13 protein-coding genes are annotated in these 12,754 nt (G+C 72.5%); 4 read left to right on the top strand and 9 right to left on the bottom strand.

All coding sequences use genetic code 11. The features are described from left to right. Positions 1-57: 57 nt before the first annotated feature. Together recA and recX are read left to right on the top strand one after the other, a co-directional pair. Positions 58-1,164 (top strand): recombinase RecA, encoded by a 1,107-nt coding sequence (gene recA, locus ACZ4M3_RS24555; RefSeq protein ID WP_467735989.1) that lies wholly within the window; start codon positions 58-60, stop codon positions 1,162-1,164. A 3-nt stretch (positions 1,165-1,167) separates the two neighbouring features. After that, the gene (gene recX / locus ACZ4M3_RS24550; RefSeq protein WP_467735987.1) at positions 1,168-1,725 is read left to right on the top strand and encodes a recombination regulator RecX; all 558 of its coding nucleotides are present in this window, start codon (positions 1,168-1,170) and stop codon (positions 1,723-1,725) included. Positions 1,726-1,773: 48 nt separating this feature from the next. Here recX and ACZ4M3_RS24545 read toward each other — a convergent pair whose 3' ends face one another. The 8 genes from ACZ4M3_RS24545 to ACZ4M3_RS24510 form a co-directional block, all read right to left on the bottom strand. Continuing rightward, positions 1,774-2,187: a rhodanese-like domain-containing protein gene (locus ACZ4M3_RS24545; protein ID WP_467735985.1), complete on the bottom strand. Its 414-nt coding sequence runs from the start codon at positions 2,185-2,187 to the stop codon at positions 1,774-1,776. After that, positions 2,184-2,774 carry a cupin domain-containing protein gene (locus ACZ4M3_RS24540; protein WP_467735983.1) on the bottom strand — a complete coding sequence of 197 codons (591 nt, stop codon included), beginning with the start codon at positions 2,772-2,774 and terminating at the stop codon, positions 2,184-2,186. Before ACZ4M3_RS24540 ends, ACZ4M3_RS24545 begins: the two co-directional genes overlap by 4 nt. Before the next feature lie 88 nt (positions 2,775-2,862). Continuing rightward, positions 2,863-2,949, bottom strand: coding sequence for a putative leader peptide (locus ACZ4M3_RS24535; protein ID WP_311318651.1), 87 nt, complete (start codon positions 2,947-2,949; stop codon positions 2,863-2,865). Between the two features lie 32 nt (positions 2,950-2,981). After that, positions 2,982-4,574, bottom strand: coding sequence for an FAD-dependent monooxygenase (locus ACZ4M3_RS24530; protein WP_467735981.1), 1,593 nt, complete (start codon positions 4,572-4,574; stop codon positions 2,982-2,984). 214 nt (positions 4,575-4,788) lie between these two features. Further along, the gene (locus ACZ4M3_RS24525) at positions 4,789-5,673 is read right to left on the bottom strand and encodes an amino acid ABC transporter permease (protein WP_467735979.1); all 885 of its coding nucleotides are present in this window, start codon (positions 5,671-5,673) and stop codon (positions 4,789-4,791) included. Continuing rightward, the gene (locus tag ACZ4M3_RS24520; RefSeq protein WP_467735977.1) at positions 5,670-6,344 is read right to left on the bottom strand and encodes an amino acid ABC transporter permease; all 675 of its coding nucleotides are present in this window, start codon (positions 6,342-6,344) and stop codon (positions 5,670-5,672) included. Before ACZ4M3_RS24520 ends, ACZ4M3_RS24525 begins: the two co-directional genes overlap by 4 nt. 82 nt (positions 6,345-6,426) lie before the next feature. Then, positions 6,427-7,278 carry a glutamate ABC transporter substrate-binding protein gene (locus ACZ4M3_RS24515; protein ID WP_467735975.1) on the bottom strand — a complete coding sequence of 284 codons (852 nt, stop codon included), beginning with the start codon at positions 7,276-7,278 and terminating at the stop codon, positions 6,427-6,429. A gap of 122 nt (positions 7,279-7,400) precedes the next feature. Then, the gene (locus tag ACZ4M3_RS24510; protein ID WP_467735973.1) at positions 7,401-8,186 is read right to left on the bottom strand and encodes an amino acid ABC transporter ATP-binding protein; all 786 of its coding nucleotides are present in this window, start codon (positions 8,184-8,186) and stop codon (positions 7,401-7,403) included. A gap of 269 nt (positions 8,187-8,455) precedes the next feature. On the opposite strand from ACZ4M3_RS24510, the gene ACZ4M3_RS24505 reads away from it, so the two are divergent. Both ACZ4M3_RS24505 and ACZ4M3_RS24500 read left to right on the top strand, forming a co-directional pair. After that, positions 8,456-9,175, top strand: a complete 720-nt coding sequence (locus ACZ4M3_RS24505; protein WP_467735971.1) for a response regulator transcription factor — start codon at positions 8,456-8,458, stop codon at positions 9,173-9,175. 12 nt (positions 9,176-9,187) lie between these two features. Next, complete coding sequence (locus ACZ4M3_RS24500) at positions 9,188-10,600, top strand: sensor histidine kinase (protein WP_467735969.1); 1,413 nt, start codon at positions 9,188-9,190, stop codon at positions 10,598-10,600. Between the two features lie 3 nt (positions 10,601-10,603). Here ACZ4M3_RS24500 and ACZ4M3_RS24495 read toward each other — a convergent pair whose 3' ends face one another. Beyond that, complete coding sequence (locus ACZ4M3_RS24495) at positions 10,604-12,733, bottom strand: endo-beta-N-acetylglucosaminidase (protein WP_467735967.1); 2,130 nt, start codon at positions 12,731-12,733, stop codon at positions 10,604-10,606. Positions 12,734-12,754 lie beyond the last annotated feature (21 nt).

Below are 12,754 nucleotides of genomic sequence, written 5' to 3'. Positions count from 1 at the left end.
GCAGGCGTTAGCGTCAATGGCGTGAAGCGATCGACTCAAGCAAACCGGGTGGAACCCATGGCAGGCACCGACCGCGAGAAGGCTCTCGACGCCGCGCTCGCACAGATTGAACGGCAATTCGGCAAGGGTGCGGTCATGCGCCTCGGCGACAAGCCGAACGACCCCATCGAGGTCATCCCCACCGGGTCGACCGCGCTGGACATCGCGCTCGGCGTCGGCGGGCTGCCCCGCGGCCGTGTGATCGAGGTGTACGGACCGGAGTCCTCCGGTAAGACGACCCTGACCCTGCACGCCGTGGCCAACGCGCAGAAGGCCGGCGGCACCGTCGCTTTCGTGGACGCCGAGCACGCGCTCGACCCGGAGTACGCGAAGGCCCTCGGTGTCGACACCGACAACCTCATCCTGTCCCAGCCGGACACCGGCGAGCAGGCGCTGGAGATCGTGGACATGCTCGTCCGCTCCGGCGCGCTCGACCTGATCGTCATCGACTCGGTCGCGGCGCTCGTGCCGCGTGCCGAGATCGAGGGCGAGATGGGCGACTCGCACGTGGGCCTCCAGGCCCGCCTGATGAGCCAGGCGCTGCGCAAGATCACCGGTGCGCTCAACCAGTCGAAGACCACCGCGATCTTCATCAACCAGCTCCGCGAGAAGATCGGCGTGATGTTCGGCTCGCCCGAGACCACGACCGGTGGCCGTGCGCTGAAGTTCTACGCCTCCGTGCGCCTCGACATCCGCCGCATCGAGACGCTCAAGGACGGCACCGACGCGGTCGGCAACCGTACCCGCGTCAAGGTCGTCAAGAACAAGGTCGCGCCGCCCTTCAAGCAGGCGGAGTTCGACATCCTCTACGGCCAGGGCATCAGCCGCGAGGGCGGCCTGATCGACATGGGCGTGGAGCACGGCTTCGTGCGCAAGGCCGGTGCCTGGTACACGTACGAGGGCGACCAGCTGGGCCAGGGCAAGGAGAACGCCCGCAACTTCCTCAAGGACAACCCGGATCTCGCCAACGAGATCGAGCGGAAGATCAAGGAGAAGCTGGGCGTGGGCGTGCGCAAGGACGCCGCCGCGGAGGCCGGTGCGGAGGCGCCCGCCGACGCCGCGGCCGTGCCGGTCCCCGCATCGAAGGCCAAGACGACGGCCAAGGCCGCCGTGGCCAAGAGCTGACCCGTGCGGGAGCAGGAACGGGGCGGTGGGGAAGGCGGCCGGGAGGGCCGTCAGGAGCTGCCGCCCCAGAGCCCCGAGGAGCAGGCGCGGGCGATCTGCCTGCGCCTGCTCACGGGGATGCCGCGGACCCGGCGGCAGCTCGCGGACGCCCTGGAGAAGCGGGGCATCCCCGAGGAGGTGTCGCAGGAGGTCCTTTCCCGGTACGAGGAGGTGGGCCTGATCGACGACGCCGCCTTCGCGGGGGCCTGGGTCGAGTCCCGGCACCGCGGCCGCGGCCTGGCCCGCCGGGCGCTCGCGCAGGAACTGCGGACCAAGGGGGTGCACGCCACCCTCGTCCAGGAGGCCCTGGAACAGCTGGACTCCGAGCAGGAGGAGCAGACCGCCCGGGAGCTCGTGGAGCGAAAGCTCCGGGCGACCCGGGGACTTGAGCGGGACAAGCGGATCCGGCGCCTCGCCGGAATGCTGGCCCGCAAGGGGTACCCGGAGGGCATGGCCCTGCGGGTGGTCCGCCGCGCGCTGGAAGCCGAGGGCCAGGACGGGGAGGAGTACCCCGGGGACTGAGCCCCGGGGCACCAGGCCATGGGCAACCAGCGGCGCGGCGCCCCGAGGTCATGCCCGCGCGGCTGCCTCCGGCGGGGAGACGGGCAGGCCGGCCGACTTCCAGGCCTGGAAGCCGCCCGTCAGATCGGTCGCGCGGTGGAGGCCCAGCGCGTGCAGGGAAGCCGCGGCCAGCGTCGAGGCGTAGCCCTCGTTGCAGATCACCACCACCCGCAGGTCGTGGCCGGTGGCCTCGGGGAGGCGGTGCGAGCCCTGCGGGTCCAGCCGCCACTCCAGCTCGTTGCGCTCGACGACCACGGCGCCCGGGATCAGCCCGTCCCGCTCGCGCAGCGCCTGGTAGCGGATGTCGACCAGCAGGGCCCCCTCCAGCGCGGCGGCGCGGGCTTCGTCCGGCGCGACGCGCGCGTAGGTCGTACGGAGCCGGTCGACCAGGGCGTCGATGCCCTGCGGCGCGGCGGCGCTCACTGCCAGTCCGCCGGACGCTCGACGTGCTCCAGCCTGAGCACCGGGCCGGTGCGGCTGTAGCGGCGGATCAACGGGAGCGGCGGGTAGTACGCGTGCACCGAGACGGCGTGCTCGGTCGGCGACTCGTTGAGCACTTCGTGTACGTGGTGCTCGCCGAAACCGCGCCCCGCGCCCGCCGGGACGGCCCGGCCGCGGTCCACGTCCGGCGCCAGCTCCAGGCTCCGCCAGCCCTCGGAGGGAAGGCGTACGGCCAGGGAGTGCTCGGTGAGCTTGCCGCGGGCGGTGGCGAACGCGCCCCGCGACTGCGCGTGGTCGTGCCAGCCGGTGCCGGTGCCGGGCGGCCAGCCGATCAGCCAGGCCTCGCTGCCTCCGGGGCCGTCCAGCCGGATCCAGGTACGCCCTTCCGGGTCCAGGGGGAGCGAGGCGACGAGGGCGGGGTCGGCCGCGGTGCGGAGCACGAAGGCGAGCAGCTCGGCCGTCGTGGGCGCGCCGGAGCCAACGGTAGAGGTGGATCCAACGGTAGAAGTGGGGGCAGAGGCCGGGGCGGGCGCAGCGGCCGGGGCAGGCGTGTGCGTGGGCGCAGACATGGGGATTGACCGTCCTGGGAGTTCGCGGGTGCGCGCCGCCGGTCCCGGGAGGACACGGGACTGCGGGGCGCGCGGAGGAAGGGGCGAATCAGCAGGAGGGGCGACACACGCAGCCCGCGTAGCGGAGCAGGTCCATGTGAACCCTCCGCCACAGGCGTACGTCGTTGCCGGTCATGACCGTGAGTGAAGCACGAGAGCCGATCAGGGTCAATCGATCACGCCGGTCGGTGTGGTGGACGCCTCCTTGAGCGGGGACGGGCCGCCGCCCGCCGGAGCCGGGGCGCCGCACCGGACGGCGTCGGCCGCCTCGTACAGTTCCGCCGGCCGGACCCCGGCGAAGGTCGCCGCCAGATGGCCGTCAGGGCGGACCAGCAGCACGGTGTGCGCCGGAGCCCCGGGGTAGCCGTCGGCGACCAGCAGTTCCGCCCGGACGGGCAGGGCGCTGACGGCCGCGGCGAGCCGGGGCATCAGCCCGGCGCCCAGCCAGTGCCGCCGGTCCCACACCCCGGTGCCGGGGGCGACCAGCAGCACCAGCAGCCGGCCCCGCCCCAGCAGGTCCCGCAGCGGCACCGTCGACCCGTCGGGCGCGGTCACCGGTACGTTCGCCACGGGGCCGCCGGGTTCGGTGGCGGTCGGCACCTCCCGTACGGCCACGGGCGGCGCGTACGTCGGCTCCCCGCCCAGCGCGCCCCGGCCGAGGTGGCCGTCGGTGAGCAGGCTCTCGGCCGAACGCGCCGCTCCGGGAAGGTAGGTGCGCAGTCCGCCCCCGCCGCGCAGGGCGGGCAGCGCCTGGTCGGCGACGCGCAGCCGGGCCGCCACCGCCCGGCGCCGCTCGTCCTCGTAGCTGTCCAGCAGTGCCTCGGAAGCACCCTGGTGCCAGTCCAGCGCGAGCTTCCAGGCCAGGTTCTCGGCGTCCCGCAGCCCCTCCTCGACCCCCTGGGTGCCGAGCGCGCCCAGCAGGTGCGCCGCGTCCCCGGCGAGGAAGGCCCGGCCGTCGCGCCAGCGCCGGGCGAGGCGGTGGTGCACCGTGTGCACGCCGGTGTCGATCAGGTCGTACGGGGGAGTGGTGCCCCCGCACCAGGCCGCCAGGGTGTCCCTGATCAGGCTGACGAGCGCGTCGGGGGTGACGAGTCCGCCGCGCGGCGGGAGCAGCCAGTCCAGCCGCCACACCCCGTCGGGCAGCGGCCGGGCGGTGACCTCGCCCGTCGCGCCGCGGTGCAGCAAGGCCTCGCCGGGCCAGGGCAGTTCGGTGCGCAGGGCGGCCACGGCGTGCCGCTCGACGGCGGTCCGGCCGGGGAAGCGGACGCCGAGCAGCTTGCGCACGGTCGAGCGGGCTCCGTCGCAGCCCACGAGGTGGCTTCCGCGCCACCAGGTGGTCTCGGCGCCCCGGGTGTGGGCGGTGACCCCCCGGCCGTCCTGCTCCAGGGCGTCCAGCCGGGTGTCGCTGACCAGCCGGACCAGCGGCTCGGTGGCGGCGGCGTCCCGCAGGCCGCGCGTCAGCGCGTGCTGCGGCAGGTGCAGCGGGGCGGGCCGGTCCTCGAAGGTGATCCGCTGCGAGTCCCGGCCCCGGCGCATCGTGCGCCAAGCCGCGTAGTACGCCCCCTCGTCGCGCAGCGTCGTACAGCCGAGCCGGTGGACCATGGAGGCCGTGTCGGAGTGCAGGACGAGGGACCGGGCCGGGCGGGGCTCGTCCTTGCCGGGCCCCTCGTCCAGTACGACGGAGGGCACGCCCTGGCCGGCCAGGGCGAGGGACAGGGACAGCCCGACGGGCCCCCCGCCGACGACGATCACCGGGTCCATGATGCGGCTCCCGATGTCCGGTATGTGATCACACAACGTATGCAACCGACTGGAGGTGCCTGCGTCAAGTGACACCGGTCCGGACAGCACTGTGTGGTGCGGCGGAGGATTTCGCCACACCACACAGGCTACGCACTATGACTGACTTCGCATCAGCGGACTTACCGGCAGCCGGTGGAGCATCCGTGGAGCGCCGCCGGCCGCCGGCCGGGGTTCACGCCGCGCTGTTGTTCCCGGTGGCCAGATCGCTGGCCTCCGCCACGCCCACCACCGCGCCGGTGCTCTTCTTCGACCGGCGCAGCCGGGCCTCCAGCCAGGAGGCGGACGAGGCGAGGGCGTAGTTCACCGCGACGTACAGCGCCGCGATGACGATGAGGGTCGGGATGGTGTTGCTGTAGTTCGCCGAGATCTGCCGGTTCATCGACAGCAGCTCGCCCAGGCCGAGGATCGCGCCGCCGATCGCGGTGTCCTTGAGGATCACCACGAGCTGGCTCACCAGCGCCGGGAGCATGGCCGTCACGGCCTGCGGGAGGAGGACGTACGCCATGGTCTGGCCCTTGCGCATGCCGATCGCCTTGGCCGCGTCCGTCTGGCCGCGCGGCAGCGACAGGATGCCGGCCCGGACGATTTCGGCGATGACCGAGGCGTTGTAGAGGACCAGGCCCGTGACCACCGCGTACAGCGGCCGGATCTCGGACTCGACGTTGGAGAACTGCACGTACAGGGCGAAGCCGAACAGCATCAGCATCAGGACCGGGATGGCCCGGAAGAACTCCACGACCGTGCCGACCGGGATGCGCACCCAGGCGTGGTCGGAGAGCCGGCCGATGCCGAGCAGCGCGCCCAGCGGAAGCGCGATCACCATCGCGATCACACCGGCTTTGAGCGTCTCCAGCAGGCCCGGGATCAGGAACGTCGTCCAGATCTGCCCGTCGGTGACGAACGGGCTCCACTTCTCCCCGTCGAGCTGGTGTTTGTCCGCCATGAGGCCCAGCGCCCACCACAGGGCCAGACCCAGCAGCACCAGGAAGACGGCGGAGTAGATCCAGTTGCGGACCTTGGCCTTGGGGCCGGGGGTGTCGTACAGCACGGTACTCATCGCTTCACCGCCGTTCGCTTGGCCACCCAGCCCAGCAGCAGGCCGGTGGGCAGGGTCAGGACGACGAAGCCGAAGGCGAACACCGCGAAGACCGCGAAGAGCGCGTCCGCCTCGTTCTCGATCATTTCCTTCATCAGCAGGGCCGCCTCGGCCACACCGATGGCCGCGGCCACCGTGGTGTTCTTCGTGAGGGCGATCAGTACGTTCGCGAGGGGTGCGATGACCGCCCGGAAGGCCTGGGGGAGCACGATCAGCGTGAGGACCTGGAAGAAGCTCAGGCCCAGTGCGCGGGCGGCCTCGGCCTGCCCCACGGGCACGGTGTTGATGCCGGAGCGCAGCGCCTCGCAGACGAAGGTGCCGGTGTAGGCGGTCAGCGCGAGGACGGCCAGCCGGAAGCCGGTCTCCTTGAAGGTGGTGCCGCCGAGATTGATGCCCAGGGTCTGGCTGAGGCCCAGCGAGCTGGCGAGGATCAGCACGGTCAGCGGGGTGTTGCGCACCACGTTGACGTACACGGCGGCGAAGCCGCGCATCAGCGGGACCGGGCTGACCCGTATCCCGGCCAGGACGGTGCCCCACAACAGGGAGCCCGCCGCCGAGTAGAGGGTGAGCTGTACCGTCACCCAGAAGGCTCCGAGCAGGTCGTACTGCCCGGAATCAAGAAAATCGAACACGTTGCCCTGCGCTCTCCCAGGATGGCCGGTGAGGTGCGCCGCCGCCTGCGGCAGGCGGGCGGCGGCGCACCTCACCGAGGAATCAGCTGCCTTCGGTGATCTGCGGGGCAGGCTCGTTCTTGTAGTCGGCGGGGCCGAAGTTCTTCTTCACGGCCGCGTCCCAGGCACCGTCGGTGACCATCTTCTTGAGGGCGGCGTTGACCTTGGTCTGCAGGTCCTTGTCGCCCTTCTTGAGGCCGATGCCGTAGTTCTCGTTGCTCAGGCTCAGCCCGACCAGCTTGAACTTGCCCTTGTTCTTCTCCTGTGCGGCGTAGCCGGCCAGGATCGAGTTGTCCGTGGTCAGCGCGTCAACGGCCTTGTTCTCCAGGCCGGTCAGGCACTCGGAGTAGCCCGGGAACTCCTGGAGGTCGGCGTCGGGGGCCAGCTTGGTCTTGACGTTCTGCGCCGAGGTGGAGCCGGTGACCGAGCAGAGCTTCTTCTTGTTGAGGTCCTCGGCCTTGGTGATCGAGGTGTCGTCGGCGCGGACCAGCAGGTCCTGGTGCGCGAGGAAGTACGGGCCGGCGAAGTCGACCTTGGCCTTGCGCTTGTCGTTGATCGAGTAGCTCGCGACGACCAGCTTGACGTCACCGTTGGCGATCAGGTTCTCGCGCTCGGAGCTGATGGCCTGCTTGAACTCGATCTGGTCGGGCTGGTAGCCGAGTTCCTTGGCCACGTAGGTCGCCACGTCGACGTCGAAACCGGTGTACTTGCCGTCGGGGGTCTTCAGGCCGACACCCGGCTGGTCGAACTTGATGCCGATGACGATCTTGTCCTTCTTGGCATCACCGCTCGCCCCGCTGTCGGAGGTCTTGTTGCTGCCGCCGCCGCACGCGGTGGCGGTCAGGGCGAGAGCGACGGCCGCGGCGACGGCCGCACCGGCCTTGTAAACCTTCATCGTGAACTTCCCTCGGATGAGACGTGGTTGAACGCCGGGCGGGTTGTGATGTGTGACGTGATCTGCCGACGCGCCCGGTCGTTGCGGTGTTCTGACACCGGATCACTACCAGAGCGGGACCGTCAGTGGTGCAGGATCTTCGACAGGAAGTCCTTGGCGCGGTCGCTGCGCGGGTTCGCGAAGAACTGCTCCGGCGTCGCCTCTTCGACGATCTTCCCGTCGGCCATGAAGACGACCCGGTTGGCCGCGGAGCGGGCGAAGCCCATCTCGTGGGTGACGACCACCATCGTCATCCCCTCGCGGGCGAGCTGCTGCATGACCTCCAGCACCTCGTTGATCATCTCCGGGTCGAGCGCCGAAGTCGGCTCGTCGAAGAGCATCACCTTCGGGTCCATCGCCAGCGCCCGGGCGATCGCCACGCGCTGCTGCTGGCCGCCGGAGAGCTGCGCCGGGTACTTGTCCGCTTGCGAGCCGACCCCCACCCGGTCGAGCAGCGACTTCGCCTTCTCCAGCGCCGCCGCCCGGTCCGCCTTGCGGACCTTGAGCTGGCCCAGCATCACGTTCTGCAGCACCGTCTTGTGCGCGAACAGGTTGAAGGACTGGAAGACCATGCCGACATCGGCCCGCAGTCGCGCCAATTCCCTGCCCTCGGAGGGCAGTTCCTTGCCGTCGACCGTGATGGTCCCCGAGTCGATCGTCTCCAGCCGGTTGATGGTCCGGCACAGCGTGGACTTGCCCGATCCCGAGGGACCGATCACCACGACGACCTCACCGCGGGCAATGCTCAGATCGATGTTCTGAAGCACGTGCAGCGCGCCGAAGTGCTTGTTGACGTTGCTCAGTACGACCAGGCCGTCCGCGGCCCCCGCCGCGTCCTGAACGTCCTTGGTCACTGATACTCCGCTCATCGGCTTCTTGCTCCGTCCTCCGTCGGTTGGGAGGACAGTAGTGACGAGGTGCTCACACCGTCATCACATCTGAGGGAGAATTGAGCATAACGATCCGGCCTCGCCCGGATACGCTCCGTGGGCGGCCGCGGTCCGCGCCCTTCCTGCGCGTACCGGGTGCATAACGGAAGACCCGCGCGACCGGAACCCTCTTGACGTGGGAGTCTGCATCGGCGTGGATGCAGGGTGGCCACGCCGTGCGCCATCGACCGACCGAGGAAGGGGACCCCGTGAGACTGCTGCTCGTCGAGGACGACGACCACGTCGCCGCCGCGCTGTCCGCGATCCTCGCCCGGCACGGCTTCCAGGTCACCCACGCCCGCAGCGGCGAGGAGGCCCTGCACGCCCTGCTGCCGGCCGGTGCCCCGGCCTCCGCCACCACCCCCTACGGGGTGATCCTGCTCGACCTCGGCCTGCCCGACCAGGACGGCTACGAGGTCTGCGGCAAGATCCGCAAGCGCACCGCCACGCCCGTCATCATGGTGACGGCGCGCGGCGACGTGCGCTCCCGCATCCACGGCCTGAACATGGGCGCCGACGACTACGTGGTCAAGCCGTACGACACCGGCGAGCTCCTCGCCCGCATCCACGCCGTCGCCCGCCGCACCGGCACCTCCGAGGAGGCCGCCGCAACCGGGACCGGCGCCCCCTCGACGGTCCGGCTCGGTCCCGTCGCCATCGAGCTGCCCACCCGCCGCGTCACCGTGGACGGCGCGGACGTCGCGCTCACCCGCAAGGAGTTCGACCTGCTCGCCCTGCTCGCCCAGCGACCCGGTGTGGTGTTCCGGCGCGAGCAGATCATCAGCGAGGTGTGGCGCACCAGTTGGGAGGGCACCGGGCGGACCCTCGAAGTCCACGTCGCCTCGCTGCGCTCCAAGCTGCGCATGCCCGCCCTCATCGAGACCGTCCGCGGGGTGGGCTACCGGCTCGTCGCCCCGCCCGCCCCCTAGCGGATCCCCGTCGTGCGCGCCCGCCTGCTTCCCCTGCTCGTCGTCCTCATGGCGGGCGTCCTGCTCGCCCTCGGCTTCCCGCTCGCCGTCAGCCTGGCCGCCGGCCAGCAGCAGCGGGTGGTGGTCGACCGGATCGACGACAGCGCCCGCTTCGCCGCCCTCGCCCAGTTCGTCATCGACGCCGAGGGCTCCGCCGCCACCGGGGCCGACCAGCGCCGCGAGACCCTCCAACTCGAACTGGCCCGCTACCAGGAGCTGTACGGCATCCGCGTCGGCATCTTCTACCGCGACGACAACGCCATGGTCCGCGCCCCCGGCTGGTGGCAGCTCCCCGAGTCGGGCGAGGGCCGCCGGGCCTTCGAGGAGGCACTCGCCGGACGCCGCAGCCACGACCCGGGCCAGGTGTGGCCCTGGCAGACCCAGGGGAAGCTGCTCGTCGCCTCCCCGGTCGTCCTCGACGGGGACGTCGTCGCCGTCGTCGTCACCGAATCCCCCACCGGCCAGCTGCGCGCCCGGATCCTGCAAGGCTGGCTGCTGATCGCGGGCGGCCTCGCCGCCGCCATGCTGCTCGCCTTCGGGGCCGCCCTGCGGCTCACCAGCTGGGTCCTCAAGCCCGTCCGGACCCTGGACGCCGCCGCCCACGGCATCGCCACCGGACGGATGAACTCCCGGGTCGCCGCCGCCGGCGGGCCGCCGGAACTCCGACGCCTGGCCCACTCGTTCAACGAGATGGCCGACAACGTCGAAGACGTACTGGAGCAGCAGCGGGCGTTCGTCGCCGACGCCTCCCACCAGCTGCGCAACCCGCTCGCCGCGCTGCTCCTGCGGATCGAGCTGCTCGCCCTCGAACTGCCCGAGGGCAATGCGGAGATCGCCTCCGTACGCACCGAGGGCAAGCGCCTCACCCAGGTGCTCGACGACCTGCTGGACCTGGCGCTGGCCGAGCACGCCACCGCCGAGCTCACCCTCACCGACATCGGCGCCCTCACCGCCGAGCGGGTCACCGCCTGGCGGCCCTACGCCGAGGAGAAGGCCGTACGGCTGATCGAGACCGGCCCGGCCGCGGTCACCGGGTGGGCCGATCCCATCGCGCTGTCCAGCGCACTGGACGCCGTCATCGACAACGCCCTCAAGTTCACCCCCGCGGGAGAGGAAGTCGCGGTCTCGGTCACCGCGCGGGACCGCTCGGTCCACGTCGTCGTCGCCGACCGCGGACCCGGTCTCACCGAGGAGGAACTCCAGCGGGTCGGCGACCGATTCTGGCGCAGCGGACGCCACCAGAACGTCAAGGGCTCCGGCCTCGGGCTGTCCATCTCCCGGGCGCTGCTGGCCTCGGGCGGCGGATCCCTCGCGTACGAGACGAACCCGCCCCACGGGCTGCGGGTGACGGTCACGGTCCCGCGCACCGCCCCGCAGGCCTCCTGACGTTCACGCCCACCCGAGGGTGGTGCGGGCCGCGGCGGAGCCGGCGTACAGCTCGTCGACGGCCCGGACCTCGAACGCGGCGGCCGGCTCCCGGCCGGCGCGGGTGACGGCGGGGAGGTACAGGGCCGTGCCGCAGGTGCCGCCGAGGAAGTGGCGGGTGCCGTCGGGGAGGCGCCGGTGCAGCTCGTAATGGCGGACCGGCCCGGCTGCCCGGTGCCAGGAGAGGCGGAGCTCGGCCGTGCCGTCCCGCTGGGCCGAGGCGTCCACCTTCAGGGCACCCGGGGCGCCCGGGCGCCGCTGCGGCGTGGCGTCGCGTACCGTCAGGGCCCCGAGCCGCCAGCGCACCGGCAGGGTTCCGCGCGAGGTGATCCGTACGGCAAGTCCGTACACGGTCGTCCCGGGCGGCGGATCGAGCACCGCCCGGGCGCGGAGCCAGCCCCGCCCGGTGCTCCGGGCCTCCGCCGTGAGCCAGGTGTACGGGAGCGGGCCGCCCGGGGCGGCGGGCTCGCGCAGGGCGACCCCGACCTCCACCTCCACCGGGCCCGGCTCGGCGGCGTGCACCAGTTCCACGGTGGCGGGAGCCGTCAGCGGCAGCCGGGTGGAGTGCAGGCCGATGACGACCGGCGCGGTGAGCGCGCCCGTCACGAGCAGGCTGGAGCCGCCGCGCCAGGCGTCGGCGAAGTCCAGGGTCACCGCCGGGCGCCGGCCGGCCGTCGCCACCGTCCAGCGGCGGCCCGGGAGCCGGTCCTGGAGCCCGAGGTGGTTCCACGGCGCGTCCGAGGTGACCTCCCCGTCCTCGTACCAGCGCAGTCCGTGCCCGGTGTTGAAGGCGCAGCCGAAGGGCAGCGCCGCGACGGTCGAGCGGTCCGCCACGACGGTCGCCGGAGCGCGCCAGCCGGTTTCGGGCGCGGGGCGGGCCGGATCGAGGGACCCGCCCGTCCAGAAGCGGTCGTCGGCCGCGTGGAAGGCACCGGGGGAGCGGTCGGAGAGGTGGCCGAGGGTCCACTCGGGCCGGTAGAAGCCGTAACTGACCACGTGGTCGCGCTCGCGCGGCACGATGGCGTCCCAGTCGACCGGCGTGTCCCAGCCCCGGGACTCGGTGTCCACGGCCGCCCACAGCTCGTACCGGCTGCGGCCCAGTCGCTCCGCGAGCGCCCCGGAAGCGGCCAGGGAGCGCGCGGTCCAGCTGAAGTCCACGAACATCGTGTCCGCCACCCGGCCGGCCCGGTCCTCGAAGAACTCCTGGTTGAGGGCGTCGAGTTCGCCCTGCCAGCCGACGCCGCCCGTGCTGTTCATGGCGTCGTACCAGGTGATCCGCAGGCCGTGCGGCTCACCGGCGGCGCGCAGCGCGCGCAGGAACTCACGCATCCGGGTGGCGAGGGCGCTGTCCCCGCCGTCGGTCTCGGCGTTGACGAACCAGCCGTCGAAGCCGTACGCCCGCGCCACCTGGACGAGTTTCCGGGCGATCGGGAACCGGCCCGGGCCGTCGCGCCGGACCAGGTCCCGGGTCCACCGGAGGTCGCCGCCGTACGCGACGGGCGGCAGGAAGACGTTGCCCAGGACCCGGACCCCGTTGCGGTGGGCGGCGTCGATGACGGGCGCGTTCGGCGCGAGCACGATGCCCTCGCCGGCGGAGCCGCCCCAGAACACCAGCTCGTCGAGGTACGCCCAGTGGGTGAGGGCGTAGTAGTCGGCGGTCGCGGACCCCTGGGAGGGGTTCCCGGCGGTCGGTCCGAAGGAGACCAGGGCGGCGATACGGGCCTGCCCGGCCCGGGCCCCCGCATTCGTCGGCACCGGCGTGAACCGCGGCGCGAGGGGAACGCTCGCGGCGTTGTGGGCCAGGTCGGGGTCCGATTCGGGCGTCCACCGCGCGAGGGAGCGCCAGGTGATCCCGGGCCCCGGAGCGCCCTGGGGGAGCGAGTCCGGGAACCAGTAGGAGGCGTACGGGGCCAGCGTCGCGGGCGGGGCCGCCGCGCTGGGCGGCGTGGGCGGGGCGGCGGCCCGGGCCGGGGTCCGCGCCCCCAGCAGGGCGCCCGCTGCGGAGGCCGCCCCGGCGGCGAGCAGCCCGCGTCGGCTCGGCCGGGGCCGGGCGGCGGGGGTACGGGGGTCGGCGCTGCTGCCGGACTCGGGCACGGGGGCTCCTCGGGCGGTGCG

Source organism: Streptomyces sp. NPDC026522 (assembly GCF_055567555.1).
Note: the sequence above shows the minus strand (reverse complement) of the source record. Positions and strands in the feature narration are given on the sequence as shown.

What these genes read in the sequence shown, in the direction of transcription:
- recA (WP_467735989.1), top strand. Translation starts at nt 58, where the DNA reads ATGGCAGGCACCGACCGCGAGAAGGCTCTCGACGCCGCGCTCGCACAG.
- ACZ4M3_RS24540 (WP_467735983.1), bottom strand. Translation starts at nt 2,774, where the DNA reads ATGTCTGCGCCCACGCACACGCCTGCCCCGGCCGCTGCGCCCGCCCCG.
- ACZ4M3_RS24535 (WP_311318651.1), bottom strand. Translation starts at nt 2,949, where the DNA reads ATGACCGGCAACGACGTACGCCTGTGGCGGAGGGTTCACATGGACCTG.
- ACZ4M3_RS24530 (WP_467735981.1), bottom strand. Translation starts at nt 4,574, where the DNA reads ATGGACCCGGTGATCGTCGTCGGCGGGGGGCCCGTCGGGCTGTCCCTG.
- ACZ4M3_RS24525 (WP_467735979.1), bottom strand. Translation starts at nt 5,673, where the DNA reads ATGAGTACCGTGCTGTACGACACCCCCGGCCCCAAGGCCAAGGTCCGC.
- ACZ4M3_RS24515 (WP_467735975.1), bottom strand. Translation starts at nt 7,278, where the DNA reads ATGAAGGTTTACAAGGCCGGTGCGGCCGTCGCCGCGGCCGTCGCTCTC.
- ACZ4M3_RS24510 (WP_467735973.1), bottom strand. Translation starts at nt 8,186, where the DNA reads ATGAGCGGAGTATCAGTGACCAAGGACGTTCAGGACGCGGCGGGGGCC.